Here is a 26204-nt window from a genome sequence, read left to right as displayed (position 1 = left end):
CCTTACTCTTCGCTCCTTCCATCACCGGACCCAAGCCATGACGACTCCTACACACCTGGATCGCCGCAAGCGCCCAAGCCGCACGCCGACACCCCTGCAGTGGGCCCTGGCCATGGGACTGGGCGCCACGCCCTGGCTCGGCGCCCAGGCGCAGACCGCGCCCCGCCCCCTGTCCGAGGACGCCTGGCGCCAGTGCGCCGCCACCACAGACAACCAGTCTCGCCTGGCCTGCTTCGACACCTGGGCCCAGCAGCAGCAACCGCTGACCGCGCCGCCGGCCACCGGCTGGAGTGCTCCGGCCGCCAGCGCCGCAGCCGATCCTGGCGCCCTGCCCACGCCCGCCCCCGTGGTGACGGCCGACAGCGGCCAGGGCCTGGCGCTGCCCACCACCCCCACCAACGGCGGCTGCCGCGACCCGCGCTACAGCGAGCTGTCGCGCTACTTCGAGCTGGAACCGGGCAGCGACTGCGGCACCTTCAGCTTCCGCGGCTACCGGCCCATGTCCGTGTCCGTGGTGACGGCCGACCATGTCAACCGGCAGCCCACCACGCCCGGCAAGGACCCTGCGCAGTCGCAGCCCTACAAGACCGAGGAAATGCGCGTGCAGCTGTCCGTGCGCACCAAGGTCGCCCAGGGCCTGCTGACCAGCAGCACCTCGGCGGGCAAGGACTCGCTGTGGGTCGGCTACACCCAGCAGTCGTACTGGCAGCTGTTCAGCCCCGCCATCTCGCGGCCCTTCCGCAACACGGACCACGAGCCCGAGATCTTCTACGTCTACCCCACCGATGCCCGGCTGCCCTTCGGCTGGCGCTGGCGCTACAGCGGCGTAGGCCTGGTGCACCAGTCCAACGGCCAGAGCGATCCGCTGTCGCGCAGCTGGAACCGCTGGTATCTGATGACCGGCTTCGAGCTGGACAACCGCTGGCAGCTGCACGCCAAGGCCTGGCAGCGCATCCGCGAAAGCGCCGAGCACGACGACAACCCGCGCATCCAGGACTACATAGGCCGGGGCGAGGTGAAACTGGGCTGGAACGTCAATGCGCAGAACTATCTGGGCTTCACTGCGCGCGGCTCGCTGGGCCAGGGCCGCGGCTCCGGCCGCGTCGAATGGCTGCGCACCCTAGGCGAAGGATGGAACGGTGGCAAGAGCAATTTGCGGCTGCATGTCCAGCTTTTCAGCGGATACGGTGACAGCCTGATCGATTACAACTACAAGCGCACCGTGCTCAGCGTGGGTTTCAGTCTTCTGGACTTCTAGAGGACCGGCCCTCGCGGGGCACGCTTTGCCGCTTGCCCTTCGCGGGGAAGCCCCGTCCCGCTGGCTGCATTGCCAGCGGCCGGGGCCATGCGTCAGAATGCGCCGATGCCCCGGGCCTTTTCAGGCAGGCCCGGAACCCGCCCCAGAACGAACCGCGGAGGTCCGCCATGGATTTGCAATACCAGCTCAAGGCCGGCAGTTACTGCCTGTACGACATGCGCGAGACGCCCAGTGCCATCACGGGCGAGCGCCGCTGCCGGCTCAGGACCGAGCTGGTGGCCATTGCCTTCGACCTGGTCACGGGCCAGGTCCATGAGCATGGCTCGCCCACGCGCATCCATGCCTGGGCGCTGTGCACGCGCAGGCGGCTGCGCGCGGCCGGCGACTGGGACCAGGCCGACAGCATCGTCGTGGTCTCCGGGCCCCTGCCGGTGGATGAGATCAACAAATGCCTGGGCATACGCGGCTACTGCCGCCGCATGTTCCAGCGCCTGGCCAGCCTGCCGCACGGCAAGCTGCAACCCCACGCGCATGCGCACGCTCATGGTGCCTACGGGGCTTACGGCGCCCATGCAGGCCGGCATCAGTCCCATCAGGGCCAGCAACGGCGGGCCGCCTGAAAGCCCGCGCCCGCCCGGCACCACCTCACTCGGGACCCAGGTCCTCTTCCCCTTCTTCCTCGCTCGGCTCGGCATGCTTGACGATGGTCACGGGCAGCCGGCTGTTGCGTGCCACCTCGCGCGAGACCGAGCCGATCAGCACGCGCCGCAGGCCGCCCTGGCCCAGTGCGCCGATGATGATCTGCTCGCAGCCCGTGCTCTCGGCAATGTCGGCCAGCGCGGCGGCGGGCTCGCCCAGGCCGATCTCCACCTCGTAGGAAATGCCGGCCGCCCGCACCAGGGCCACGGCCGGCGCCACCAGGTGCATGCCGGCGTCCACGCTGGCGGCGGCGATCATGTCCGAGTCCTGCGTGGCTAGCTCGAACAGCGAGGCTTCCTGCTGCACATGGGCCAGCACGAAATGCGCCTGCAGGCCCTGGCGCACCAGGGAGATGGCGTGGTGCACGGCATCCAGCGAGGGCTCGGACCCATCGACGGCAATCATGATCTTCAGCATGCGGACCTCCTTTTTTGTAGCTGGCGAATCGCAACCACCCCAGTGTAGACGCGGGCCGGCTAAGCCAGACGGGCTCCGGGGACAGTCGCGGAGCGTCCGACACGCACATGCGGCCATCTGGGACAATGGAGGGCTATGCTGCAATTCGACCTGCTCAAGACCGATCCCTCCAGCCACGCGCGCCGCGGCCAGCTCACGCTCAACCACGGCGTGGTGCAGACACCCATCTTCATGCCCGTGGGCACCTATGGCACCGTCAAGGGCGTGATGCCGCGCAGCCTGCAGGAGATGGGCGCGCAGATCATCCTGGGCAACACCTTCCACCTGTGGATGCGCCCGGGGCTGGACATCATGCAGAGCTTCGGCGGCCTGCACGGCTTCGAGAAGTGGGACAAGCCCATCCTCACCGACTCGGGCGGATTCCAGGTCTGGAGCCTGGGCGCCATGCGCAAGATCACCGAGGAAGGCGTGCACTTCGCCAGCCCGGTCAACGGCGACAAGCTGTTCATGTCGCCCGAAGTCAGCATGCAGATCCAGACCGTGCTGAACTCGGACATCGTCATGCAGCTGGACGAATGCACGCCCTACGAGACCAACGGCCACAAGACCACCGAGGCCGAGGCGCGCAAGAGCATGGAGATGAGCCGCCGCTGGGCCAAGCGCTCCAGCGACGAGTTCCAGCGCCTGGGCAACCCCAATGCGCTGTTCGGCATCGTGCAGGGCGGCATGTACGAGAACCTGCGCGAGGAATCGCTGCAGGCCCTGGTCGAGATGGACTTCCCCGGCTACGCCGTGGGCGGCGTCTCGGTGGGCGAGCCCAAGGACGAGATGCTGGCCATCATGGCCCACACGCCCCACCGCCTGCCGGCCCACAAGCCGCGCTACCTGATGGGCGTGGGCACGCCCGAGGACCTGGTGCAGGGCGTGGCCGACGGCGTGGACATGTTCGACTGCGTCATGCCCACGCGCAATGCGCGCAACGGCACCATCTTCACGCGCTATGGCGACCTGAAGATCCGCAACGCACGCCACAAGACCGACCACCAGCCGCTGGACCCCAGCTGTACCTGCCATGCCTGCGCCGGCACCAGCGGCGTGAGCTGGGAGCAAGGCGGACGCGACGGCTTCTCGCGCGCCTACCTGCACCACCTGGACCGCTGCGGCGAGATGCTGGGCCCCATGCTCACCACCATCCACAACCTGCACTACTACCTGAACCTGATGCAGGAAGTGCGCAATGCGCTGGAGGCGGGCAACTTCACTGAAATGCGCGCACGCTTCAAGGCCGAGCGCGCCCGGGGCGTCTGACGCCCCGCAGCCGATCGTTCAGGTCACTCAGGTGGCCAGGGTCGCTCAGGTCGCCAGGTCCTTGAGCGACCAGGACACGCCGGTCTCGAAGCCGGCGCGCATCTCGTCGGCCACGCGCTCCAGTTCGTCCAGAAACAGCCGCATGGCGGCTGCCTTGGTGTAGCCGATGCGCTGGTACAGGCAGCCGGGCAACTGCGCACCTGCGTCGTGCAGGGGCCGCCAGAGCAGGCGGCCGGCCGCCACATCCTCGGCCACGTTGTCGGGCACCAGGAATCCCAGGGCCGTGCTGCCGGCCACCAGGCGCCGCACCATGGGCACGGAGCTGGTCTCCACCAGCGGCCGCTGCTGGTGCAGGGCCGCGCTGTCCATCTGCTCCAGCATGCTGCGCAGCTCCATGCCCGGCGCCATCAGGATCAGCGGATAGTCCACGCAATCGCGCAGGCGCAGCAGGCGCGGCTCGGTGGCCAGCGGATGGCCGGGGGCCATCACCGCGCCCAGCGGCTGGGGCCAGGCGCGCACCTCCTGCACGCCGGGCGGCGGCGGGCGGCGCAGGCAATAGGCCACATCGATCTCTCCCTGTGCCACGCCGCGCAGCAGCTCCTCGCCCGTGCCCGAACGCACGCTGAAGGTGATGCCCGGATAGCGCCCGTGCAGGCTGGCAATCACCAGGGGCAGCAGGTACTCGGCCGTGGCATGGGACACGCCCACGCGCACATGGCCCCGGCGCAGGGCGCGCAGGTCCTCCACCTGGGCCAGCGCGTTGTCGAAGTCACGCTGGCTGCGCCGCACGGCCGCCAGCATCAGCTCCCCGGCCGTTGTCAGCTGCATGCCGCGCGGCAGGCGGTCGAACAGCGGCACGCCGACCTGGGCCTCCAGATTGAGGATTTGCTGGTTCACGGCGGCCGCCGTCAGGTGCAGCGTGACGGCGGCCTTGCGCACCGAGCCACGGCGCGCCACCTCGTCAAAACAGCGAAAGGCCTGGGAGATTGCGGGCATGGCGCGGAGTGTAAATTTTTATCTGACACCTCATCCAAAACAAACAGCTATTCCTGACGCTTGCGACTGCCTAGAGTGGCACTCATTCCCGGCCTTCTTTGAAAGCAGCCCATGGCAAGCACCGTAGACCAAGTCACCCAGCGCCGCCGCGGCGTCGGACTCATCGCCCACGACCCCGCCCTCTCGGCCGGCGGCTACACCCTGATCGCGCCGCAGACGGCCGACGGCCATGTCTACCTGGTGGACATCGAAGGCCGCGTGGCCCATGAATGGAAGCTGCCCGTGCGCGCGGGCCGGCACGCCGTGATCCTGCCCAACGGCAACCTGGGCTACAACGGCAACCACCCCCGATCGCCAGATCGCTATGCGCCATGGTCCATGTGGCATGGCGGCGATTTCTACGAGGTCACGCCGCAGGGCGAGATCGTCTGGCGCCACGAGGACCCGGACCACCACCATGACGCGCAGTGGCTGCCCAACGGCCATCTGCTCTATGCCGCCTGCGCGCCCGTGCCTGCGGGCTTTGCCGAGCGCGTGCCCGGCGGCACCGCGCATGGGCCCGGCGAGGTGATGTACGGCGACGTGATCCGCGAAGTGGACCGCAGCGGCCGCCTGGTCTGGGAATGGAAGGCCTGGGAGCATCTGGCGCCCGAGGACTTCCCCATCCACCCGGGCTTCGGCCGCTACCACTGGCCGCTGGTCAACGGCCTGGGCGTGAGGGCCGACGGCAGCGTGCTCATGAGCCTGCGCACCACCTCCGGCATCATTGCCGTGGACAAGGCCAGCGGCGCGGTGACGCTGCACATTCCACCCTCGGTGGTCTCGCACCAGCATGCGCCCGTGGCGCTGGACAACGGCCACATCCTGGCCTTCGACAACGGCAACTTCCGCGAAGGCGCCCATGTGGCCTTCTCGCGCGTGGTGGAGATCGATCCTGCCGACCACCGCGTGGTCTGGAGCTACCAGGACGAGATGGTCAACGCCTTCTACACCGCCTTCATGGGCAATGCCCAGCGCCTGTGGAACGGCAACACCCACATCACCGAATCGGCCACGGGCCGGCTCTTCGAGGTCACGCCTGCGGGGGAGGTGGTCTGGGAATACATCCTGCCCTGGTTCGCCGAGTACCCCGATGCCGCAGCACGCCGCACCGGCCCCGGACGGCTCAACAGCGTGTTCCAGACCTGGCGCTACCACGCGGACCAGCTGCCCTGGCTGGGCGCCGCCGGGAGGCTGTCATGAGCCTCAACCGCAGGCAACTGGCGGCCTGGATGCTGGGCGCGCCCTGGCTGTCACCGGCAGCCCGTGCGTCCACGGCTGGGGCCGACGCCTGGCCCAGCCAGCCGCTGACCGTGGTCGTGCCCTTTTCGCCGGGCGGCAGCGTGGACGTGGCCGCGCGCCTGGTCATGCCGCGCCTGGCGGAGCGGCTGCGCCAGCCCGTGGTCATAGAAAACACCGTGGGCGCCTCGGGCACCATCGCCACCCAGCGGGTGATCAAGGCCAGGCCGGACGGTCATACCGCGCTGTTCGGCGTGGCCAGCTGCGTGCTCATTGCGCCGCTGGTGTCGCCAGAGCGCTTCCGGTATGACGGCCTCAGGGAACTGCTGCCCGTGGCGCCCGTGGCCTCTTCGGCCTTCGTGCTGGCAGGCCGCCCCGACCTGCCGGCCACCACGGCGGCCGAACTGGTGCAGTTGTCGCGCCAGCAGCCGGGCCGGCTGACCGTGGGCACCGATGGCGTGGGCACCAGCCTGCACCTGACCGCAGAAATGCTCCAGCAGCAGGCCGGCCTGTCTTGGACGCATGTGCCCTACAAATCCGGCCCGCAGGCGCTGACCGAGCTGGCGGGCGGGCAGATCGACCTGGCCGTGCTGCCCGTGGCCCTGGTCCAGTCCTTCGTGCGCGAGGGCAAGCTGCGCGGCCTGGGCGTGACCTCGCGCCTGCGCGCCGCCACCTTGCCGCAGACTCCCAGCCTGCAGGAAACACCGGTCTGGCAGTCCTTTGATGTCGAGGCCTGGCAGGGCCTGCTGCTGCCGGCCCGCACCGACGCCCGTATTGCCGAGCGCCTGGCCCGCGAGACCGCAGCCGTGCTGGCCGAGCCGGATCTGGTGCGCAAGCTCGCCGACGCCGGCTTCAAGCCCATGGCCATGGAGCAAGCCCAGTTCATTGCCCACCTGGAGCGGGAGAGAAAGCTGCTGGAGGCCACGGTGCACGCCGCCCGCCTGCAAGGCACAGGCTGACCCGGCCAGGCCAGGCCCGGCCAGGCCCGGCCAGGCGCTGCTTGCGGTGCTACTGCAGGGCGCCGGGCGAGACAAACAAGAGGTCGGCCATCTGCACCAGGGTCCGGCCCCGGGTCAACGAGTAGGAGGGCGAAGGAGACAACGCGCGCGGATGCAGCCGGAAAAAGGCCTTGCCGCCACAGCGCTGGCCCAGCATCTCGAACTCGGCGCCTTCCAGGCGGCAGTCCACCTGCAGGCCCGGTGCGGGCTCATGGGCGATGCCAGACAGCTGCGACAGGCGCTGCAGCGCATCGGGCTCGGGCAGCACGGTGGTTTCGGCACTGCCATCGACATGCTGGACATGCACGGGCCGGCCAGCCAGGACCTTGAGCGGATACACCAGTTCCAGGCCTGCCCGCCCGGCGCGCATGCCCCGCTGCAGGCCGCCGTCGACATCCCCCTGGGCACGCGCCCAGCACGTGAAGCTCAGTCCGCGCGCCGAACCCACGATGCGCACGCGCCAGGCCAGGCTCAGCTCCTCGCAGTCCACCACCGTTTCGTAGAAGGCCTCGAAGCGGCCGGCACGCTCGCGCAGGCTCAGTTCGCCCGCGCCATGCACACAGCGGTCACCTTGTCCGTCGCGCGCCACAAAGGCCATGGAGCGCAGGATGTCGACGCCGCCATAGCGGACATTGCGCAGGCCGCCGTCGGCCAGTTCGGCGCGGAGCGGGCCGGCCTGCAACTGGCGGGGGCCGGACTGCAGATGCCTATCCCAGCCTTGCGCAGACACCACGATGCCAGCGCCCTCGGGCCCGTTGCCGGCGATTTCAGCGAACCATTGGTTCATATTTGCACCCTTGTCCATTCCGAGCATGGATGCCGATGCTATGGACGATCGGTGCGCATGAATAACGATGTTTTCTGTCACCCGTCGTGAGCTGCACTCACAAGCGGTCAGGCATTCCGGCATCAGTCCGGGGGGCCGGGGCGCCGCTCAAGGCCTGCGGGGCCTGCTGCGGCTCCAGCACGGTGCAGTTGCGGCCCTGGGCCTTGCCACGGTAAAGCGCCGCATCGGCACGTGCAATGGTCGCCTCCACCGACTCGCCCGCGCGGTACTGCGCGGCGCCCAGCGTGCAGGTGACGCGGGCGCCCTCGCCCAGGGTCTGCGTCCACGGGGCTTCGGCAATGCGCAGGCGCAGGCGCTCCAGCAGTTCGCCGGCCTGGGCCAGGTCGGTGTCGGGCAGCACCAGCAGGAATTCCTCACCGCCATAGCGGCCCACGCCATCGGCACTGCGCAGCTGCGACTTCAGCAGCGTTCCGAAGGCGCGCAGCACGCGGTCGCCGCCCTCATGGCCAAAGCTGTCGTTGATGCGCTTGAAGTGGTCTATGTCCAGCAGCGCCACGCACAGCACCGTGCCGCGGTCGTGGGCGGCGGTGCGCACCTCGTGCAGCCGCTCGATCACGCCCCGGCGGTTGCTGACGCCGGTCAGGTCGTCATGGCGCAGCAGGGCCTCGATCTGCGCCAGCGCCGTGGCCAGCTTGTCATTGGCGATGCCCAGCCGGTACTGCATGCTGCGAAAGAAGGTGGCCTGCACGCTGCAGCGCACCACGGCACCGAGCACCACGCCGAAGGCCAGCAACTGGCCTGCAGCCGTGTCCGTGGTCATGCGCATCAGCGGCCCCCGCCAAAGAATGATGGCCGCCACGGCGATGAGCGTGCCTATCCAGGTCAGCCAGAAGCTCGTGCGGCTGCGCGCCAGGAAACCGTCGGCGCTGAAGGCGATCAGCATCACCATGGACTGGAACGCCAGCGCAGGGGCGGCCATGACCATGCCCAGCACGCCGATGATGGACACCAGCTGGTGCGTGAGGAACATGCCCGGATCGCGCAGCCTATGGCACCAGTCGCTGGCATAGGCCCAGGTGATGAAGCCCATGCCCGCCACCACCCACAGGCCATAGCCCAGCACCACGGCCCAGGGCGCATAGCCGGCCCAGGCATGGCCCAGAAACAGCAGCAGCGCATAGATATGGCTGACCAGCACGGAGATGTGCAGTTGCCAGGTGCGGCGCTTCCAGCGCTCCAGGTGCAGCGCCTCGTCCACCAACGGCGACGCCGGCTTCGGCCCCCACAGGAGACGGTCCGGGAAATTCCGAGAAATGGAGGAAAGCACGGGCATGCGAAGAAGCGCGGCGGGCCGGCGGCCCTCATGGGCGCCCATTGTGACCGCATCCGGGAAATCCCGGGGATTGCATCCTTCTCGCCTAGGAGGTACGTGGCGGCCGCACGTCCTCGGCCACCACGATCTGGTTGCGCCCGCAGGCGCGGCCATGCGCGAGGGCTGCTTCGGCACGCTGCACCAGCCGCTCCGAGGTTTCGCCCGCCTGGAACTCCGCCACGGCCAGGGTCAGGGTCAGCGGGTCCTTGTCGGGGTCGGGGATGGGCTTTTCGCTCCAGTGCTGCTGGCGCACGCCCTCGCGCACGCGCTGCAGCGCCCAGACGGCCTGGACGGAGGCGGTATCCGGCATCACCAGCATGAAGGTGTCATCGCGGTAGCGGCCTATGCCGTCCACCGTGCGCAGGTGGGTGACCAGCAGGCCGCTGAGCATGAGAAGCACCCGCTCCTGCAGCGATGGTCCCTTGTGCGGCGGGTGCACGCCCGCACGCTCCACCCAGGGGTCCAGCTCCAGCAGCACCACGCAAAACGGTTCGGGCTTGCGCGCATGGCGCTCACGCAGGCCATCGACGGCATCCATCAATCGCGAGTAATTGGCCACGCCGGTCAGCGTGTCGCGCCCCGTGGGCAATTGCAGCGAGCCCACGCGGGTCTGCAGCTGCTGCACATCGTCGGCCAGCTGGCCGCAGTAGCTGGACAGCTGCGCCAGTTCCTCGGTGTACTGGCGCTGCATGCGGCTCAGTGCCTGCCACAGGGCCAGCGCATGCACGGCCAGCGGCAGCAGCACGCTGGCCAGCCACAGAATGCGCACGGCGACCGAGCCCGGTGCCATCTGCGGCATGGGCCTGGCCACCACCACGGCGCAGAGCATGGCCAGCATGGCGCACAGCAGCACGATCTGGCCTGCGGGCAGGTGCAGCGCCTGCTCGCGCTCGCCATCCCAGGGCAGCCAGGCGACGGCGGCCAGCCACAGCAAGGCAGAGGCCCAGGCCAGCGAGGGCTGCCAGGCCGCCAGCAGCAAGGCCATCGTGGCCTGTATCCAGCCGTGGCCGCGCAGCGTCCGGGTCAGCGGCAGGCCGGCTGCATGGCAGCGCCAGACCCAGGCCATGCCGGCCAGGGCTGAGAGCGCGGCGTAGGCCGCCCAGGCTTTCCATGAAGAAGGGCCGGCCAGCACATGGCCGGCCAGCAGGGCAGCCCCCACGGCCCAGGCCGCCAGGGGAAGAAGATGGGCGGACGCGCCGGCCGGTGGGTGGGCGGGCTGCGCTGGCGTGTGTTGTGGGGGATACGGCAGCTGGCGTGACATGGCATCCTCGCTGAAGACATCTGCGCCCCGGCCGAGCGCGCAAGCCATGGTGTACCACAACCCCGCGCAGCTTCAAGGGTCTTGCCGGCCCCGGCCGACACCGCCACGGCCGTCGCCAGGGCCACTTCAGGCGGGGGTCAGGCGGGGGTCAGGCGGGCTCAGCCAGACTCAACCTGGTGCCGGCCCGGCCTCCTGCACGGGAGGCAGGGGAGCCACGGCAGGCGCAGCAGACGTGGAAGGCAGCACGGCTCCCGGCTTCCTGCGGTTGCCATCGGCCTGCGTGCCGCAGCTGTGGCAATAGTGCACAAAGGCGCTCTTGCGGGTATTGCAGCTGCCGCAGCGGTCGAACAGGCCTATGCCGCAGTGGGGGCAGAAATCGATGGCGCCGTCCTTCAGATCCACGGGGCGCTCGCAGCCCGGGCATACGCCCTTGGCCAGGCGGGCCAGGGCCACGTCGTAGCCCAGTTCCTGGCGCCGCTGCGTCTCGGGCAGTGACTCCTGCTGCTTTTGCCGCTCCAGGTAGCGGTTCAGGCCCAGAATGGCCGCGCGCCCCAGCAGCACCGTCACCACGATGCCGACCACATAGCGCACGTAGCCGCCGTAGTCGGGCAGGTAGGGCACGAGTTCGACGAAGAAGGCGAACAGCGCAAAGAAGATGAAGCCCCAGACAAAGGGCCACCAGGTGCTCTTGCGCTGTTTGGCGAACAGCCAGCCGGCCACCAGCAGCAGGGGCAGGGTCAGCGCCAGGCGGTAGAGGAAGACGCGCAGCTCGATGGCGCGCATCTCCTTGCGCCAGGCCTCCATGGCACCGTCGCGCAGACCGTCCCATTGGCGGTTGGCCGCGTCCAGGCGCTGGCGTGCCTGCAGGCTGGCGTCCTGCAGCCGCTCCACGGAGGCGCGTGCGGTGTTCTCTTCCTGCTTGATGGCATCCAGCGCCTGAGTGCGCGACAGCAGCTCGCTGTCCTGCTCGGGCCGGGCCGTGGCGCGGCGCGTGGCCACCCAGTTGTCGAAGGTCTCGCGCGCCGAGCGGTAGCGCGCCTGCGTGGCCTGGTACTTGAGGCGCGCGTTCTGCAGCGCCGTCTCCGCCTTGTCGTGATCGGCATCGGCGGCCTTGATCTCGGCCTTGACGGGCTCGGCAGCAGCGGGCGCGATGAAGTCCTCCACCGTGCGCGGCGACTCGACCTGGGGCAGGTCCCCCACCACCAGGCCGCCCAGGCCGATGAGGAAGGACGCGAACACCACCGCCACCAGCCACAGGCCTCGGCGGAACCATTTTTCGGGCAGACGCAGGGCCTTGCTCATGGGGAAACTCCTGTTTCAGTGGCCTGCGGCCAAGGGAAGACCGCAGGCGAAGGAAGAGCCGGTCCGGCTCAGGGCAGCACGCGCACCGGACCCGCCAGCTGGCTGCGCTGCAGCCACTGCGTCACCGACTCCACGGTCACGGTCTCTATGCGGCTGGCATAGCGCTTGTCGTTGGGATGGTCGTCGAAGGCGATGTTGGCAGCCGTCACGCGCCCGCCCAGCCGCGACAGGGCGCGGATGACCAGCACGCCGGGCTCGTAGCCCTTGAACTGCAGCCAGGCCTGGGCCTGCTCGCGCCGCTGCACCGTGGCCGGCTCCATGGCGGCGGCCAGGGTTTCGGTGGCCCACTGGTTGGACTGCTGGTAGCGCTGGCCCCAGGCATAGCTGACCATGCTGTAGGGCTCGTGCTGCAGGCGCAGCACGGTCTGGGGCTGGGTCAGAAAGGTCCACAGCGCCTGCTGCACGGCGGGCGTGGGCACCTGAACGCCGGCCTCGTAGCGCCACAGGTCGTCCAGGAAGAACTCGCCCAGGCCCTGGCGGTAGACATGGCCGCCGGCCGTGCCGCATTCGTTGAGCTTGTGCGCCACGCGCCAGGGGCCTTCGGGGGTCCTGTAGGCCCAGCCGTAGTGCGAGTAGTGCAGGTCGTACTTGCTCAGGTCCTGGCCCACGCGCGCCAGCAGCACGACACGGGTGCCGTTCTTCGCATATTCGGCATCCAGCGCCTGGGATGTGCGCTGGGCCAGGTCCAGGCCCTTTTGCAGGGATTGGGGGGTGAGGGGCTTGTCCTCGCAGCTGCGCCCTGCATGGGCCGTGCCCAGCGCGGCGGCCAGTAGCAGCACCAGGCAGGCGGCACGGGCCACAGGGGAAGGGGAAAGAGGCGGTTTCATGGCAGACATCACAGGCGTTCGTTGTGCAGCAGGGCCTTGCCCATCTCGTTGGGAATGAAGGCCAGCACCTTGCCGGCCGCCGAGATGACAACGCCTGCGCCGATCACGCTGCAGGTCAGCACCGTGCCCACGGCATAGGCCGAGGCGGAGGCGCCCCGCCCCACCACTTCCACGCTGGCCTGGGCGCCGTCGGAGGCACGCTCCAGCAGATAGACCGTGCCCGTGGCCGAGGCCTGCACCGCCTTCACGGTCAGCACCGCGCCGCCCACCGACAGCGCGGCCGGCAAGGCCACCACGGCGCCAGCGGCCGTCGAAGCCACCGAAGCCGTGCCCACCACGGAGGCCACGGGCAGCATGGACAGCGCCACGGAGGCCTCGCTTTGCGCATGGGCAGGCGCCATGGCCAGGGCTGCGCACAGCGCACCAGCGGCCAGCAGGGCACGCGGCAGGCGCGCGAAAACGGATTGGTTGACCATCATTGCTTGGACTCCTGGAAATGCGGGGAAGGGGTGGACATCACTCGGCGTCGGCCGGTTGCGCGGCCTCGCGGCGGCCATGCATGCGGGCCTGCGCCAGGTCGGCCTCGTGGCGGTCACGCAGCATCTTGGCCAGCGTGAAGGCGGTAGTGATGAGATAGAGCCAGCTCACGCCCAGGAAGGCCTTGTAGGTCACGTTGATGTCCATGCTCACCAGCCCCCAGCCAGTCAGCGCCATGGACACGGCAAAGCCGCCCCAGACCACCAGCTTCCACATGGGCGTGTCGCCTGCGCCGCTGCGGCCGCCCTCGTTGTCCCGCACGAACTTGGCCAGCACGAAGGCGGCCGAGAGGCAGAACACATAGCCCATCACCATGAAGGCCTGCTCCAGCTGCTCGCCGGGCAGCCATGCCAGGCCGATGGCGCACAGCGAGACCGCAATGCCGAACGACACCCACACCTGCAGTTGCCAGGCCCGGGTATCACGCTGAACGACGATGGGAGAAGAGGACATTTGCCGAGGTGCCCCTCAAGGGCATTGGTTGAACACGGGACGCATGGTGCCCAGACGTAACTTGCGTGTCTGCATTCAACCGTAACAGTGGCCAGACACAGGCCATTGAGTATCTCCAAACGGTACTTTTCAAGTTTTTGACTGTTGTTTACGCCCCAAAAAGTTCCTGCATGTGACACCAGCACACAGGACATGGGGCACGGCACCTGGGCGACAGGAACCCTGCGGCGCGCCACAGACAATGCGCCCACCCCGGCTGCAGTGCAGCGGGCAATCGCACGTTCGCCACGCTGATTGATGGAGATCTCCCATGACCAAACCCTTTGACCTCGTCGTCCACGGCGCCACCGGCTTCACGGGCCGGCTGGTGGTGGAGTACCTGCTCAGGCGCTACCCCGCAGGCAGCGGCCTGCGCTGGGCCATGGGCGGGCGCAATGCCGACAAGCTCGCGGCCGTGCGCGACGAGCTGGGCGCGCCCGCCGATACCCCGCTGGTGGTGACCGACACCGGCAATCCCGCAAGCCTGCAGGCGCTGATGGAGCAGACCCGCCTGGTGCTGACCACGGTCGGCCCCTATCAGCTCTACGGAAACGAACTCGTGGCCGCCTGCGCCAGCGCCGGCGTGGACTATGTGGACCTGTGCGGCGAGCCAGCGTGGATGCGCCAGATGATCGATGCCCACGAGGCCGCAGCCAAGGCCAGCGGCGCGCGCATCGTGTTCTCCTGCGGCTTCGATTCCATTCCCTTCGACCTGGGCGTGTTCATGCTGCAGCGAGAGATGCAGGCCCGCTTCGGCCAGCCCGCCCAGCGCGTGCGGGGCCGGGTGCGCAAGATGAAGGGCACGTTCTCGGGCGGCACGGCGGCCAGCCTCAAGGCCACCATGGCGGCGGCGGCCGCCCAGCCGGGCGTGCTGGAGCTGCTGCGCAATCCGTTCTCGCTCACGCCGGGCTTCGAGGGCCCGCGCCAACCGTCCGGCAGCAAGCCCATGGTGGACGAGGTGCTGGGCCTGTGGGTGGCGCCCTTCGTGATGGCGGCCATCAACACGCGCAACGTGCACCGCTCCAACTTTCTGCTGGGCCATGCCTATGGCGCCGACTTTGTCTACGACGAGATGATGGTCACAGGTGCGGGCGAAAAGGGCGAGGCCCTGGCCAACGCCGTGGCGGCCGACAAGTCGCTGGGCGCGGACGACGGCCCCAAGCCTGGCGAGGGGCCATCGCGCGAAGAGCGTGAATCGGGCTTCTACGACGTGCTGTTCATCGGCACCGACACGGCCGGCCACAGCCTGCGCGTGGGCGTCAAGGGCGACCGCGATCCGGGCTACGGCTCCACGTCCAAGATGATCACCGAGGCAGCCGTCTGCCTGCTGCAGGACGCCCCGGACACGCCCGGCGGCATCTGGACCACGGCGCCTGCCATGGGCAACGCGCTCATCGCCAGGCTCAAGGCCAATGCCGGCCTGAGCTTCACGGTAGAGGAACAGAACCCCTCTTAGGCCGCCAGCAGCCGCTGCACGCGCTCGCGCAGCAGCGCGGGCTGCACCTCGGCCTGGGCCATGGGCTGGCCCACGTTCAGGCCCACGCGGTTGAACAGGCCACGGCGGAAGGGCCGCACCATGGCGCCGCCCTGCTCGATGCGGCTGAAGTACGAGCCCCAGAGATTGGTCAGCGCCATGGGGACCACGGGCACCTGCAGGCCATCGGCCTGGGCGCGCTCGATGATCTTCATGATGCCGCCACGGAACTCCTGCAGTTGCCCGTCGCGCGTGATGCCGCCCTCGGGGAAGATGGCCAGCAGATCACCCTCGCGCAGCACCTGGGCGGCGCGCTCGAACGCAGCCTCGTAGGTGGCGGGATCTTCCTTCTGGGGCGCGACGGGGATGGCCTTGGCCAGGCGGAACAGCCAGCCCAGCACGGGCACGCGGAAGATGCGGTGGTCCATCAGGAAGTAGATGGGCCGGGGGCTGGCGGCCATGAGCAGCACGGCATCGACAAAGCTCACATGGTTGCAGGCCAGGATGGCCGCGCCGGAGGCCGGAATGTGCTCGTCGCCCTGCACCTTGAAGCGGTACACGAAGCGCGAGGCCACCCAGGCCACGAAGCGCAGCAGGTACTCGGGCACCAGCAAGAAGATGTAGGCCGCCACCACGGCATTGGCAATGCCCGTGATCAGGAACACCTGGGGAATGCTGAAGCCCGCCGCCAGCAACGCGCCGGCCAGCACGCTGGAGGCGATCATGAACAGCGCGTTGAGGATGTTGTTGGCCGCGATGATCCGCGCGCGGTGCGTGGGCTGGCTGCGCATCTGGATCAGCGCGTACATGGGCACGCTGTAGATGCCGGCCGACAGGGCCAGCATGCCCAGGTCGGCCATCACACGCCAGTGCGCGGGCTGGGCAAAGAAGGCACCCACGCCCATCAGCTCGGAAGCCGGCAGCGCGCGCGAGGCAAAGAACAGGTCCACGGCGAACACGCTCATGCCGATGGCGCCCAGCGGCACCAGGCCGATCTCCACATGGCGGCGGCTGAACACCTCGCACAGCAGCGAGCCCGTGCCGATACCCACAGAGAACACCACCAGCAGCAGCGAGGCCACATGCTCGTCGCCATGCAGCACCTCCTTGGCAAAGCTGGGGAACTGGGCGAGGAACACGGCGCCGAAGAACCACATCCAGCTGATGCCCAGCAGCGAGCGGAACACGGCGGGCTGCTCGCGGGCCAGCTGCAGGTTGCGCCAGGTTTCGGTAAAGGGGTTCCAGTTGATGACCAGGTGCGGGTCGGTGGCCGGCGCATTGGGGATGAACTGCGCAAAGATCCGCCCGATCACCGCCAGCGCCAGGCAGGCCACGGCCACCTGCATATGGCCCACCTCGGGCACGGCCACCAGCAGGCCGCCTGCCACGTTGCCCAGCAAGATGGCCACGAAGGTGCCCATCTCCACCATGCCGTTGCCGCCCGTCAGTTCGCGCTCGCTGAGCACCTGGGGCAGGTAGGCGAATTTCACGGGGCCGAACAGCGTGGAGTGCAGGCCCATCAGAAAGACGCAGCCCAGCAGCAAAGGCACATTGGCCTGGATGAAGCCCCAGGCGGCCAGCGCCATGATGGCGATCTCCAGGTTCTTGACCAGGCGGAACATGCGCGTCTTGTCCCACTTGTCCGTCAGCTGGCCCGAGGTGGCCGAGAACAGCAGGAACGGCAGGATGAACAGCGCCCCGATCACCAGCCCCGCCATGGCCGAAGGCAGCCAGGAGACGCTGAGCTGGTAGGTCACCATCACGGTGAGCGCGAACTTGAACAGGTTGTCGTTGGCCGCCCCGGAGAACTGCGTCCAGAAGAACGGCGCAAAGCGCCGCTGGCCCAGCAGGGCGAACTGGTTGGGGTGCTCGTGCGCGGCCGATGGCACGGCGCCGGCCGTTGCGGTGGGGGCAGACGGGCTGCCGGTCTCTTGCTGGAACATCTTGTCTTCCCTCAACGGTTGGTGGCGCCGCCGTGGCCGCACGCGTCGGCGCACATTGTGCCCGTACTGGTCATGCGCGCCGTGCCGGCCGCACGCAGCGCGGCGATCACGGGCAGGGCGGCGGCCGCCGCCACCACATGCTTGAGGCTGTGGCCGGACACCAGCCCGCCGGTGGCCTCGAAGACGGCCGCATCGCCCCACTCCAGCAGCTTGGCCGCGCCATACCAGGCAATCACCACGCCCAGGCGCAGCGCCAGCGCGCCATGGCGCGGCGCCACGCAGGCCAGGCCCAGCACCGCCAGCATGCCGCCGCCCTGCACCAGCGCCCAGGGCAGCAGGTTGCCGCCATGCAGCCAGACCAGCACCGAGGCCACGGCGGCGACCAGCATGGCCACCGCGGCACGCACGGCCACGCGGTCGGCAATGCGCGATTGCAGTGCCAGCCCCAGCATGCCGGCAAAGGCCATGGACATGCCCAGCCGGTCGCCGGCCAGGGTGGCATCGTGGGGTGCCCAGTGGTAGACGGACGAACCTATGGCCGAACACGCCAGCCCCGTGAAGAACAGCGCGGCCAGCCAGCGCAGGGCCGGCGCCAGCGCCTGGCTGCGCCGGTCCAGCAGCAGGCGCGCCCCCGTCACGGCGGCCCAGGCAAAGCCCAGGTTGCTGAGCACATCCAGCGCATGGGGCAGCGCCCCCCAGGCGCGCTGGTCGGCAAACGCGTGAAAGTCCTGCGGCTGCGGCACGGCGGGGCCAAGCCAGGCGGCCAGCAGCAGCAGGGCAGCGCCCCAGTACAGCGCGCGCAGGGCGGCGGCCGGTGAGATCGATACGGATGGCATGTGTTGCTCCTCGTGAAAAGTGAGGCGGAGTGTGGCGAGCCATCGGCCCTTCCAGCATCGTTTTTCTGCACCCGCCGCGCAAACCAGCACCTCGGGTATCGATAATCGCTACCCATGAGCACCACTGCCGATCTCGTCATCGCCCTCAAGAAGGAACTCAAGGCCGCCCAGATGACCTATGCCGACTTGGCGCGCGCCCTGGGCATGGCCGAGTCCAGCGTCAAGCGCATGCTGGCCAAGGGAGACATGCCGCTGTCGCGCATCGATGCCATCTGCCGCGCGCTGAGCCTGGACTTCGCCGACCTGGCGCGCCGCGTGGCCGATAGCCAGCCACTGCTGCAGGAGATGACGCCCGAGCAGGAGAACGCCGTGGTCGCCGACCGCAAGCTGCTGCTGATGGCCATCTGCGTGCTCAGCCAGTGGACGCTGGAGCAGATCGTGGCCACCTACCGCATGACCGAGGCCGAAGGCATCCGCTACCTGGCCCAGCTGGACCGCATCGGCATCATCGAACTGCGCCCCGGCAACCGCTACCGGCTGCGCCTGGCCAAAACCTTCCGCTGGCGCGCACGCGGGCCGGTGATGGAGTACTTCCGCGAGAACGCCGTGCTCGACTACTTCGGCGGCGGCTTCGACCAGCCGGGCGAAGGCATGCTGATGGTGCACGGCTCCATCGGCCGGCACCTGGCGCCCAGCTTCGTGGAACGCATACAGCGGCTGGCCCATGACTTTTCCCAGCAGCACCTGCAGGACCAGCGCCTGCCGCCGGGCCAGCGCGAGGGCTACACCCTGGTGCTGGCCATGCGCAGCTGGGAATTCACGGCGTTCACGGCGCTCCGAAGAGGCACTGTCTGACGGCGGCTGCAGGACGGCAGCCCGCGCTGCAGCGCCTGGCAACAAGGCTTCACCAAGGCGATACACAAGATTGCAAGACTTCGCGGCGCGGCAACCCGGGATTGACGATGGACCTGCACCATGCAGTCATGGATTCCTTTCACCAGGACTCCAGCCCGATGAACCAAGGACAAGGAGCCGCCATGATTTCCCTTCGCACACCGCTGATCGCCGCCACCCTGGCCCTGGCCGGATGGGCCGGCACCGCGCAGGCCCAGGCCAACGTGACCTATGCGGCGCCGGGCGCCGCCATCTCGGTCCAGTTCGGCGCGCCGCCTCCCATGCGCTACGAGGCGGTTCCTGCACCGCGCCGCGGCTACGTCTGGGCACCCGGCTACTGGCGCCCGCAGGGCCACCGCCATGCCTGGGTGGCCGGCCACTGGGTCAAGGCGCGTCCCGGCTATGTGTACCGCCAGCCCGTGTGGTCGCAGCAGGGTGGCCGCTGGGGCTACGCACCCGGCCGCTGGGACCGTGACCGCGACGGCGTGCCGGACCGCCATGACCGCCGCCCCAACAACCCCTACCGCCATTGATGGGCGCTTGCGCCCGGCATGAAGCCCGCCCCATCGGCGGGCTTTTTGCTGAGCGCTGCGGCCATGCCCACACTGGCTTCATACCAACATATGCATATAAAAGTGGCTCATTAAGTTCTCAGGAAAATATGGGAATTGATTCACCGGATTTCCCTGCACACCATGCGCCCCTCGTTTTTCCGCTCCTGGATTCCCGCCGCCGCCGCGGCCCTGGCCGTCTTCGGCTCCACCGCAGCGGTGGCAGCCGATTCGGCGGCTTCGTGGCCGCACCAGCCCGTGACCATGATCCTGGGCTTCCCGGCAGGCTCGGGCGTGGACGTGATCGCGCGCGGCGTGCAGGAGCCGCTGTCCCAGCGCCTGGGCCAGCCCCTGATCATTGACTACAAGTCGGGTGCGGCCGGCAACATCGCCAGCGAGATCGTGGCGCGCGCCAAGCCGGACGGCTACACGCTGGCCTTCGGCACGGCCGCCACGCACGGCAGCAATGCCGCGCTGTACAAGAAGCTGCCCTTCGATGTGGAAACCGACTTTGTGCCGGTGGCGCCGCTGATCGATGTGTCCAACGTGCTGACCATCAATCCCAACGTGATCAACGTCAAGAACCTCAAGGAGTTCGTGGACGAGATCAAGGCCAACCCCGGCAAGTACAACTACGCCTCCACGGGCAACGGCGCGGGCACGCACATGGCCTTTGCCGAGTTCAATGCGCGCCTGGGCCTGAACATGGTCCACGTGCCCTACAAGGGCGGCCCCGAGGCCATCACCTCGGTGCTGCGCGGCGAGACCTGCTGCATCATGAACCAGGTCCAGACCGTGCTGCCGCACTACAAGAGCGGCAAGGTGCGCCTGCTGGGCGTGACCACGGCCAAGTCCGTGGAAGTCATCAAGGAAGTGCCCACCATCGCCTCCAGCGGCCTGACGGGCACCAAGGGCTTCGACAGCTCGATCTGGTTCGGCATCTTCGCACCCAAGGGCACGGACCCGGCCATCGTGGCCAAGCTCAGCCAGGCCGTGCGCGAGGTGCTGGAGCTGCCCGAGGTGCGTGCGCGCTTCGAGTCCCAGGGCAATGCCATCCGCATAGAGACGCCCGAGCAGTTCAAGAAAACCGTGCACAACGACCGCCTGAAGTGGGCACAGGTGGTCAAAGACGCGAAAATCAGCATCGATTGATGCCGCGCGCGCCCGCAGGCCCTGCCCCGCTGGCGCGCCTTTCCTCGTGAGTTCCTGGTGAGTCTATGTCCCTGACCGAACCGGCAGCCCAGGCCCCTGCGGGCCTGGCTGCCCTTGAAGAACGCCTGCGCGACGACCTCGTCGCCCTGGGCTGGCCTGCCAAGGCCTGGATTCCTCCCTCCACCCGCGACGGCCAGCCCGTGCACGATGTCCTGGTCATCGGCGCCGGCCAGGCCGGCCTGGCCCTGTCGGCCGCGCTGTCCCAGCTGGGCATCGCGGCCGTTTTGCTGGACAAGGCCCCGCTGGACTTCGAAGGCCCCTGGGCCACGACGGCGCGCATGGAAACCCTGCGCTCGCCCAAGGAGCTGACCGGCCCTGCGCTGGGCCTGCCCTCGCTGACCTTCCGCGCCTGGTTCATCGCCCAATGGGGCCGCGAAGCCTGGGCCGCGCTGGACAAGATCCCGCGCCTGCAGTGGATGGACTACCTGCGCTGGTACCGCCGCGTGATGCGCTGCGACGTGCGCAACGGCCACCAGGTCACCGCCATCCGCCCGCAGGCCGACGGCACGGTCGAGGTCGATGTGACGGCCGATGGCGCCTCGCGCACCTGGCTGGCGCGCCGCGTGGTGCTGGCCACGGGCCGCGACGGCCTGGGCGGCCCGCAGATCCCCGCCTTCATGCAGGGCGTGGACCGCAGCCGCTGGGCGCACTCCTCCGACGTGCTCGACTACAGCCGCCTGGCCGGCCTGCACGTGGGCGTGGTGGGCGCGGGCTCGTCGGCCATGGACAGCGCAGCCACCGCGCTGGAGAACGGCGCCGCCAGCGTGGACCTGCTGGTGCGCCGCAGCGACCTGCCGCGCATCAACAAATCCAAGGGCTCGGGCACGCCCGGCCTCACGCACGGCCAGTTCCTGCTGCCCGACGCCTGGAAATGGCGCATACGCCACTACATCAACGTGCAGCAGGTGCCACCTCCGCACGGCAGCACGCTGCGCGTCTCGCGCCATGCCAACGCCCACTTCAACCTGGGCTGCGCCGTGCAGAAGGTGGAGCAGGACGGAGACCGGCTGCGCGTGGACACGCCGCGCGGCGTGTTCGTGCTGGACTTCCTGATCGTCTCCACCGGCTTTGCCATCGACTGGCGCCAGCGCCCCGAGTTCGCCGACCTGGCGCCCCATGTGCGCATCTGGAGCGACCGCTTCGTGCCCGAGGCGGGTGCCGAGGACCAGGAACTGTCGGACTCGCCAGACCTGGGCCCGCTGTTCGAGTTCCAGGAAAAGACGCCCGGCGCCCTGCCCGGCCTGGACCATGTGCACTGCTTTTGCTATCCGGCCGCGCTGTCGCACGGCACGGTGTCGGGTGATATCCCCGCCATCAGCGACGGCGCGCGCAAGCTGGCCCAGGGCCTGGCCTCGCTGTTCTACCGCGAGGACCTGGAACACCACTACGCCCAGCTGCAGTCCTATTCCGAGCCCGAGCTCGACGGCGGCGAATGGACGCCCGCCGACCCCGAAGCCCGCGTGCGGGCCCTGGCAGACAAGACCTGAGATACCCATGACCACCGCCAACGACACCATCGACCGCCTGGCCGGCCTGACCGACCAGTCCCCCGTTTTCGCCACGCGCCGCCAGCGCGACAAGGTGGCCATTGCCACCCAGGCCTGCGAGGACCTGCTGCTGGGCGACGGCCTGGCCGACAGCCTGTCGCGCGCCGAGCGCCTGGTGCTGGCCAGCGAGCAATGCCGCGTCAGCGGCGTGCAGGCCCTGGCCGATGAATACCGCCAGCGTGCCGAATCCCTGGGCGATGCCCTGACGCCCGCGCTGCGCACCGTGCTGGCCCAGCCCGGCGCCCAGACCGGCAATGCGCGCCTGGATGCGGCCCTGCACTTCGTGCGCACCCTGGCCCTGCACCCCGCCGAAAGCGACCGCGCGGCCCTGCTGGCCATGCCCGAGTCCGGGCTGTCCATCGACGACACCGTGCTGGTGGCCCAGCTGGTGGGCTTCATCGCCTACCAATTGCGCCTGTTCGCGGGCGTGCAGGCCATGGACGCGCTGGGCGGCCAGGCCAGCGCACCGGCTGCCGAAGCCGCCGCCGCACCCTTCGTGCACCCCGCCAACCTGCCGCCACCGGGCGAGCCGCTGCGCCGCAACGGCTACACCAGCGAAACGCTGGACTGGACGTCATGGCTGCCCGTGCTCGACCCCGCCACGGCCACGGCCGAGCAGCAAGCCGTGCTGGACCTGAGCCACCCCAAGGCGCGCACGTCGGACTTCTACCTGCTGCTGGCCCGCCAGCCGCGCGTGCTGTCGGAGCGCTCGCAGGCCTTCAACGCCATCATGTACGCGCCCGGCGGCCTGTCGCGCGCCGAGCGCGAGGTGGCGGCCACGGCCGTCTCGCGCTCCAACGGCTGCGTGTACTGCGCATCGGTCCACGCCCAGCGCTTCGAGCAATTGGCCAAGCGCAACGATGTCATGGCCCAGATGTTCGACGACCCCGACACGGCCGGCACCAATGCGCGCGAACGCGCCATCATCCAGTCCTCGCTGGCGCTGACGCGCGCGCCGGGCAGCTTTGGCGCCGCCCAGCTGCAGCCGCTGCGCGATGCCGGCCTCACCGACCAGGAAATCCTGGACATGCTGCATTCGGCCGCGCTGTTCGGCTGGGCGAACCGGTTGATGCTCAATCTCGGCAAGGAGAGGTACATCACCCCCTGAGGCGCTTACGCGCCTTCCCCCTCTCTCGCTACGCGGGAGGGGGACGACACCCTCGCGGCGGGGCGGCCCTTGCTCGGTGCCCCTGACTTGGGCCGCGCCAGTTTCATGCGCTGTGCATTAAGACGCGGCGCTTCACCTCAGTACACATCCCTGCGGTAACGGCCTTCGACGATCAGGTCTTCGACGGCGGTAGCGCCCAGGATGTCGGCCAGCGCGGCATCAACGCCTGCGGCCATGCCGTCGGCGCTGCCGCAGACGTAGAGCACGGCGCCGTCGGCGATCCAGTCGCGCAAGGGTTCGGCGGCTTCGCGCAGGGCGTCCTGCACGTAGCAGCGCCGGGCCTGGTCGCGGGAGTAGATGAAGTCGGCGCGCTGCAGCTTGCCCGCGGCCAGCCAGCCGGAGACCTCGGCCTCGCAGTACCCGTCATGGGCCTGCTGGCGTTCGCCGAACAGCAGCCAGTTGCGGTGGCGGCCTGCGTGCATGCGCGCCAGCAGGTGGCCGCGCAGGCCGGCATAGCCGGAGCCGTTGCCGATGAAGATGGCCGGAGCATCGGGCTCGGCATCTGCCTCATCGCGCGGCTCGAAGGCGCGGTTTTCCACCAGTCTCATGGCCACGGATGTGCCTTGGGCCGCATGCGCCGTCAGCCAGCCCGACGCCACGCCCAGGCCGCCGTCATGGCGTGCCTGGCGCACCAGCAGCCGCACATGGCCGTCCTGCGGCAGCGAGGCGACCGAGTAGCTGCGCGGCAGCAGGGGCCGCAGCGCATCGGCCACGGCCTGGGGCGCGGTGCCGGGGGCGATGTCGCCCGGGGCCGGCAGCACGCTGGCGGCCAGCGCCTCACCCAGCGTGCAGCTCTGCTGGCGCCATTGCACGGGGGCCGAACCGTCGCATTCCTGGGCGGCCAGCCAGGCCTGCACGGTGGCTGCGCCATGGCGTGGCAGCACCTCGGCCAGCGCACCAGCCCGCCACAGCGGGGCCACGCCTTCGGGCGGCGACAGTTCCAGCACGTAGAGACCGGCGCCCTGGCTGCCCGCATTGCACAGGCTGCGCGCCTGCAGCGGCCATGCGGCAAAGGCCGTGGCATCGGCCAGCGGGCCTGCAGCGGACGCAGGCAGCGCATCCGATGCAGGCGGCATGGCCCCGAAATGCCCAGCCAGCGCCTGCTGCCAGGCATTCCAGGCCTGGGGTTGCTCGCCATCCATCTCGATCAGCGGAAACACGGGCTGTGCGCCCAGGCGGCGCAGTTGGTGGTCCAGCGCATGACCAAAGCCGCAGAAGGCCGCGTACTGCCGGTCACCCAACGCCAGCAGGCCGTATTGCAGGTGCGGCAGGGCCGAGCCCGAGGCCGCGCCCAGCAGGCGCGCAAAGCGGCGCGCGGCATCGGGTGGGTCGCCTTCGCCGAAGGTGCTGGCCACGAAGAGCACGCGCCGGTGGTGGCGCAGTTGCTCGGCATCCAGCGCCGCCACGGATTGCAGGCTGGCCGCCATGCCTGCGCCGCGCAGCGCAGCCACGGTGGCCACGGCCAGGCGCTCGGCGCGGCCGGCCTGGCTGGCAAAGGCGACCAGCACGGTGTCCTGGCCCGCAGGGGCGGACGGTGGCGGGTCCGCCATCAGCGCCTGGCGCTCCTTGGCCAGGACGCGCGCCTTGCGCCGGCGGTCCAGGTAGAGCATCCAGCCCGTGATGGCGAACAGGGGCATGATCAGCGAGGCCAGCGTCATGAAGATGCGCCCCGGCATGCCGAAATAGGTACCCATGTGCAGCGGGTAGATGGCGCCCACGGCGCGGCGGCCCGTGGGCAGGTCGGCATAGCGCTCGTCGCGCTGCACGGCGCCGTCGGGCAGCAGCGCCATCTGGTTGCGCGCGCGCTCATGGGCGGCATCGGCATCCAGCCAGCTGATCTGCAGGGGCTGGCCCGCGCGCTCGGGCAGGCGCAGCTGGGCGAACTGCCAGCCATGGGCGATGCGCTCGAAGGCGGCCCAGCCGGGCGCGATGTCGATGGGCTGCTGCGCGCCAGCCGGCTCAGGCCGGCCGCCACCGGATTTCGGGGACGGCGCCGCGGAAGCGGCCACGCGCGGCGGCACGCCGGCCCAGCCGTCCACCGTGCTGCGCACCACGCCAAAGGCCCAGTACATGCCGGTGCAGGTGAACACCACATAGGCCACCAGGGCCCAGGTGCCCGCCACCGAGTGCAGGCCCCAGAGGAAGGAGCGGCCCTTGAGCGCCGGATCGAAGGTCAGCCATGTGCGCCATGACAACGGCCGGCGCGGCCAGCGCAGGTACAGGCCCGACAGCGACAGCATCAGCAACAGGCCGGCCAGCGTGCCCGTGATGGGCTTGCCGTCATCGCGCGACAGCAGCAGCCAGCGGTGCAGGCGCTCCACCCATTCGAAAAACTCCGTGCCGTGCTGCTCAGGCAGCTGCGCGCCCGTGTAGGGATCGACAAAGACCGTCTGGCCCCGGCGCTGGCCGGCCGGCGGCTTGAAGGCCACCTGGGCCGAGCGGCCGGGCTCGGCAAAGACGGTGATGCGCTGGACCACGCGCTGCTCGCCAGCCTCGTGCAGCGCCTGCGCAATCTGCGGCGGCGCCAGCGGCGCGGCATCACGCGCGGGCACGGAGGCAGTGCCGGGATTCATCCATCCCAGGATTTCCTCGTGGAACGAGAACACCGCGCCCGACAGCCCGATGACGATGAGCACCGTACCGGCCGTAATGCCGACGAACCAGTGCAACTGGAACCAGATTTTCTTGAAAGTCATGGGGAGCAGGCGGCGTCGGTCGGAAATCCATTGCGGTGCGCAACGGAACATCAGGACAGAACGGTGCATGGAAGGCAGGCGGGCAGAGATGAAAGTGCGCGGCACCTGTGCATCGGCCCCGGGCGGCGTTGGCCGGGACTTGTCGACGGAAGGCGCCAATCAGCGAGAAATTCTAAATTGTTCTCATTTACGGCGTGTTGCACGCGCGATAGGCCCGCAAGGCGGCCTGGGGTTACGGGCAGGCTTGAGCCGCCGGGATGCAGCGCCTGCGCCCAATGGAAATCGCCTGCC

23 protein-coding genes are annotated in these 26204 nt (G+C 69.3%); 11 read left to right on the top strand and 12 right to left on the bottom strand.

Translation table 11 applies throughout. From position 1 onward, the window contains the following. Positions 1 to 37 precede the first annotated feature (37 nt). Both DELCS14_RS02470 and DELCS14_RS02465 read left to right on the top strand, forming a co-directional pair. Positions 38 to 1258, top strand: a complete 1221-nt coding sequence (locus tag DELCS14_RS02470; RefSeq protein WP_012202484.1) for a phospholipase A — start codon at positions 38 to 40, stop codon at positions 1256 to 1258. Positions 1259 to 1425: 167 nt separating this feature from the next. Next, positions 1426 to 1878, top strand: coding sequence for a hypothetical protein (locus DELCS14_RS02465; RefSeq protein ID WP_012202483.1), 453 nt, complete (start codon positions 1426 to 1428; stop codon positions 1876 to 1878). A 25-nt stretch (positions 1879 to 1903) separates the two neighbouring features. Here the strand turns inward: DELCS14_RS02465 and DELCS14_RS02460 are convergent, their stop codons facing one another. Then, positions 1904 to 2374 carry a universal stress protein gene (locus DELCS14_RS02460; RefSeq protein ID WP_013800307.1) on the bottom strand — a complete coding sequence of 157 codons (471 nt, stop codon included), beginning with the start codon at positions 2372 to 2374 and terminating at the stop codon, positions 1904 to 1906. 135 nt (positions 2375 to 2509) lie between these two features. On the opposite strand from DELCS14_RS02460, the gene tgt reads away from it, so the two are divergent. Next, a complete protein-coding gene (tgt, locus tag DELCS14_RS02455; RefSeq protein WP_012202481.1) occupies positions 2510 to 3682 on the top strand; it encodes a tRNA guanosine(34) transglycosylase Tgt in 1173 nt (390 codons plus the stop codon). Between the two features lie 45 nt (positions 3683 to 3727). Here the strand turns inward: tgt and DELCS14_RS02450 are convergent, their stop codons facing one another. Next, positions 3728 to 4678, bottom strand: a complete 951-nt coding sequence (locus DELCS14_RS02450; protein ID WP_012202480.1) for a LysR family transcriptional regulator — start codon at positions 4676 to 4678, stop codon at positions 3728 to 3730. Between the two features lie 111 nt (positions 4679 to 4789). Between DELCS14_RS02450 and DELCS14_RS02445 the strand changes: the two genes are divergently transcribed. Both DELCS14_RS02445 and DELCS14_RS02440 read left to right on the top strand, forming a co-directional pair. After that, positions 4790 to 5920: an aryl-sulfate sulfotransferase gene (locus DELCS14_RS02445; protein ID WP_013800306.1), complete on the top strand. Its 1131-nt coding sequence runs from the start codon at positions 4790 to 4792 to the stop codon at positions 5918 to 5920. Further along, on the top strand, positions 5917 to 6915 hold the full coding sequence (locus DELCS14_RS02440) for a tripartite tricarboxylate transporter substrate binding protein (protein WP_013800305.1): 999 nt from the start codon (positions 5917 to 5919) through the stop codon (positions 6913 to 6915). The genes DELCS14_RS02445 and DELCS14_RS02440 overlap by 4 nt, the downstream gene beginning before the upstream one ends. 49 nt (positions 6916 to 6964) lie before the next feature. Here DELCS14_RS02440 and DELCS14_RS02435 read toward each other — a convergent pair whose 3' ends face one another. The 7 genes from DELCS14_RS02435 to DELCS14_RS02405 all read right to left on the bottom strand — a co-directional run bounded on the left by DELCS14_RS02435 (position 6965) and on the right by DELCS14_RS02405 (position 13553). Then, a complete protein-coding gene (locus tag DELCS14_RS02435) occupies positions 6965 to 7741 on the bottom strand; it encodes a hypothetical protein (RefSeq protein WP_228676842.1) in 777 nt (258 codons plus the stop codon). A gap of 97 nt (positions 7742 to 7838) precedes the next feature. Further along, entirely contained in the window at positions 7839 to 8999 is a 1161-nt protein-coding gene (locus tag DELCS14_RS02430) for a GGDEF domain-containing protein (RefSeq protein WP_228676841.1), read from the bottom strand. Between the two features lie 160 nt (positions 9000 to 9159). Further along, a complete protein-coding gene (locus tag DELCS14_RS02425) occupies positions 9160 to 10374 on the bottom strand; it encodes a GGDEF domain-containing protein (RefSeq protein ID WP_013800302.1) in 1215 nt (404 codons plus the stop codon). Positions 10375 to 10542: 168 nt separating this feature from the next. After that, on the bottom strand, positions 10543 to 11676 hold the full coding sequence (locus DELCS14_RS02420) for a zinc ribbon domain-containing protein (RefSeq protein ID WP_013800301.1): 1134 nt from the start codon (positions 11674 to 11676) through the stop codon (positions 10543 to 10545). A gap of 68 nt (positions 11677 to 11744) precedes the next feature. Then, positions 11745 to 12563 (bottom strand): DUF2145 domain-containing protein, encoded by an 819-nt coding sequence (locus tag DELCS14_RS02415; protein WP_013800300.1) that lies wholly within the window; start codon positions 12561 to 12563, stop codon positions 11745 to 11747. Positions 12564 to 12571: 8 nt separating this feature from the next. After that, positions 12572 to 13042 (bottom strand): hypothetical protein, encoded by a 471-nt coding sequence (locus tag DELCS14_RS02410; protein ID WP_013800299.1) that lies wholly within the window; start codon positions 13040 to 13042, stop codon positions 12572 to 12574. A 37-nt stretch (positions 13043 to 13079) separates the two neighbouring features. Then, positions 13080 to 13553, bottom strand: a complete 474-nt coding sequence (locus tag DELCS14_RS02405) for a YiaA/YiaB family inner membrane protein (protein WP_012202471.1) — start codon at positions 13551 to 13553, stop codon at positions 13080 to 13082. A gap of 310 nt (positions 13554 to 13863) precedes the next feature. On the opposite strand from DELCS14_RS02405, the gene DELCS14_RS02400 reads away from it, so the two are divergent. Continuing rightward, positions 13864 to 15048, top strand: coding sequence for a saccharopine dehydrogenase NADP-binding domain-containing protein (locus tag DELCS14_RS02400; protein ID WP_013800298.1), 1185 nt, complete (start codon positions 13864 to 13866; stop codon positions 15046 to 15048). Here the strand turns inward: DELCS14_RS02400 and DELCS14_RS02395 are convergent. Then, positions 15045 to 17009 (bottom strand): MFS transporter, encoded by a 1965-nt coding sequence (locus DELCS14_RS02395; RefSeq protein WP_013800297.1) that lies wholly within the window; start codon positions 17007 to 17009, stop codon positions 15045 to 15047. The two genes, DELCS14_RS02400 and DELCS14_RS02395, sit on opposite strands and share 4 nt — an antisense overlap. A gap of 11 nt (positions 17010 to 17020) precedes the next feature. Then, positions 17021 to 17845 (bottom strand): hypothetical protein, encoded by an 825-nt coding sequence (locus DELCS14_RS02390; RefSeq protein ID WP_013800296.1) that lies wholly within the window; start codon positions 17843 to 17845, stop codon positions 17021 to 17023. Positions 17846 to 17959: 114 nt separating this feature from the next. On the opposite strand from DELCS14_RS02390, the gene DELCS14_RS02385 reads away from it, so the two are divergent. The 5 genes from DELCS14_RS02385 to DELCS14_RS29630 all read left to right on the top strand — a co-directional run bounded on the left by DELCS14_RS02385 (position 17960) and on the right by DELCS14_RS29630 (position 23157). Further along, positions 17960 to 18700, top strand: a complete 741-nt coding sequence (locus DELCS14_RS02385) for a helix-turn-helix transcriptional regulator (protein WP_012202467.1) — start codon at positions 17960 to 17962, stop codon at positions 18698 to 18700. A gap of 182 nt (positions 18701 to 18882) precedes the next feature. Next, a complete protein-coding gene (locus DELCS14_RS02380) occupies positions 18883 to 19272 on the top strand; it encodes a YXWGXW repeat-containing protein (protein ID WP_013800295.1) in 390 nt (129 codons plus the stop codon). A gap of 162 nt (positions 19273 to 19434) precedes the next feature. After that, a complete protein-coding gene (locus tag DELCS14_RS02375) occupies positions 19435 to 20442 on the top strand; it encodes a tripartite tricarboxylate transporter substrate binding protein (protein ID WP_043796558.1) in 1008 nt (335 codons plus the stop codon). Between the two features lie 65 nt (positions 20443 to 20507). Next, complete coding sequence (locus DELCS14_RS02370; RefSeq protein WP_013800293.1) at positions 20508 to 21989, top strand: NAD(P)/FAD-dependent oxidoreductase; 1482 nt, start codon at positions 20508 to 20510, stop codon at positions 21987 to 21989. Positions 21990 to 21996: 7 nt separating this feature from the next. Further along, the gene (locus DELCS14_RS29630) at positions 21997 to 23157 is read left to right on the top strand and encodes a peroxidase-related enzyme (RefSeq protein WP_012202463.1); all 1161 of its coding nucleotides are present in this window, start codon (positions 21997 to 21999) and stop codon (positions 23155 to 23157) included. Between the two features lie 137 nt (positions 23158 to 23294). On the opposite strand, the gene DELCS14_RS02360 is transcribed toward DELCS14_RS29630, so the two are convergent. Beyond that, a complete protein-coding gene (locus tag DELCS14_RS02360) occupies positions 23295 to 25913 on the bottom strand; it encodes a sulfite reductase flavoprotein subunit alpha (protein ID WP_013800292.1) in 2619 nt (872 codons plus the stop codon). Positions 25914 to 26204: the final 291 nt, after the last annotated feature.

The sequence above is a fragment of the Delftia sp. Cs1-4 genome (genome assembly GCF_000214395.1).
GTDB lineage: Bacteria > Pseudomonadota > Gammaproteobacteria > Burkholderiales > Burkholderiaceae_C > Comamonas > Comamonas acidovorans.
Note: the sequence above shows the minus strand (reverse complement) of the source record. Positions and strands in the feature narration are given on the sequence as shown.

Bases quoted from the DNA above. Each gene is read 5' to 3' on its own strand.
- DELCS14_RS02470 (WP_012202484.1), top strand. From the start codon at position 38: ATGACGACTCCTACACACCTGGATCGCCGCAAGCGCCCAAGCCGCACG.
- DELCS14_RS02465 (WP_012202483.1), top strand. From the start codon at position 1,426: ATGGATTTGCAATACCAGCTCAAGGCCGGCAGTTACTGCCTGTACGAC.
- DELCS14_RS02460 (WP_013800307.1), bottom strand. From the start codon at position 2,374: ATGCTGAAGATCATGATTGCCGTCGATGGGTCCGAGCCCTCGCTGGAT.
- tgt (WP_012202481.1), top strand. From the start codon at position 2,510: ATGCTGCAATTCGACCTGCTCAAGACCGATCCCTCCAGCCACGCGCGC.
- DELCS14_RS02450 (WP_012202480.1), bottom strand. From the start codon at position 4,678: ATGCCCGCAATCTCCCAGGCCTTTCGCTGTTTTGACGAGGTGGCGCGC.
- DELCS14_RS02445 (WP_013800306.1), top strand. From the start codon at position 4,790: ATGGCAAGCACCGTAGACCAAGTCACCCAGCGCCGCCGCGGCGTCGGA.
- DELCS14_RS02440 (WP_013800305.1), top strand. From the start codon at position 5,917: ATGAGCCTCAACCGCAGGCAACTGGCGGCCTGGATGCTGGGCGCGCCC.
- DELCS14_RS02435 (WP_228676842.1), bottom strand. From the start codon at position 7,741: ATGAACCAATGGTTCGCTGAAATCGCCGGCAACGGGCCCGAGGGCGCT.
- DELCS14_RS02425 (WP_013800302.1), bottom strand. From the start codon at position 10,374: ATGTCACGCCAGCTGCCGTATCCCCCACAACACACGCCAGCGCAGCCC.
- DELCS14_RS02420 (WP_013800301.1), bottom strand. From the start codon at position 11,676: ATGAGCAAGGCCCTGCGTCTGCCCGAAAAATGGTTCCGCCGAGGCCTG.
- DELCS14_RS02415 (WP_013800300.1), bottom strand. From the start codon at position 12,563: ATGAAACCGCCTCTTTCCCCTTCCCCTGTGGCCCGTGCCGCCTGCCTG.
- DELCS14_RS02410 (WP_013800299.1), bottom strand. From the start codon at position 13,042: ATGATGGTCAACCAATCCGTTTTCGCGCGCCTGCCGCGTGCCCTGCTG.
- DELCS14_RS02405 (WP_012202471.1), bottom strand. From the start codon at position 13,553: ATGTCCTCTTCTCCCATCGTCGTTCAGCGTGATACCCGGGCCTGGCAA.
- DELCS14_RS02400 (WP_013800298.1), top strand. From the start codon at position 13,864: ATGACCAAACCCTTTGACCTCGTCGTCCACGGCGCCACCGGCTTCACG.
- DELCS14_RS02395 (WP_013800297.1), bottom strand. From the start codon at position 17,009: ATGTTCCAGCAAGAGACCGGCAGCCCGTCTGCCCCCACCGCAACGGCC.
- DELCS14_RS02390 (WP_013800296.1), bottom strand. From the start codon at position 17,845: ATGCCATCCGTATCGATCTCACCGGCCGCCGCCCTGCGCGCGCTGTAC.
- DELCS14_RS02385 (WP_012202467.1), top strand. From the start codon at position 17,960: ATGAGCACCACTGCCGATCTCGTCATCGCCCTCAAGAAGGAACTCAAG.
- DELCS14_RS02380 (WP_013800295.1), top strand. From the start codon at position 18,883: ATGATTTCCCTTCGCACACCGCTGATCGCCGCCACCCTGGCCCTGGCC.
- DELCS14_RS02375 (WP_043796558.1), top strand. From the start codon at position 19,435: ATGCGCCCCTCGTTTTTCCGCTCCTGGATTCCCGCCGCCGCCGCGGCC.
- DELCS14_RS02370 (WP_013800293.1), top strand. From the start codon at position 20,508: ATGTCCCTGACCGAACCGGCAGCCCAGGCCCCTGCGGGCCTGGCTGCC.
- DELCS14_RS29630 (WP_012202463.1), top strand. From the start codon at position 21,997: ATGACCACCGCCAACGACACCATCGACCGCCTGGCCGGCCTGACCGAC.
- DELCS14_RS02360 (WP_013800292.1), bottom strand. From the start codon at position 25,913: ATGACTTTCAAGAAAATCTGGTTCCAGTTGCACTGGTTCGTCGGCATT.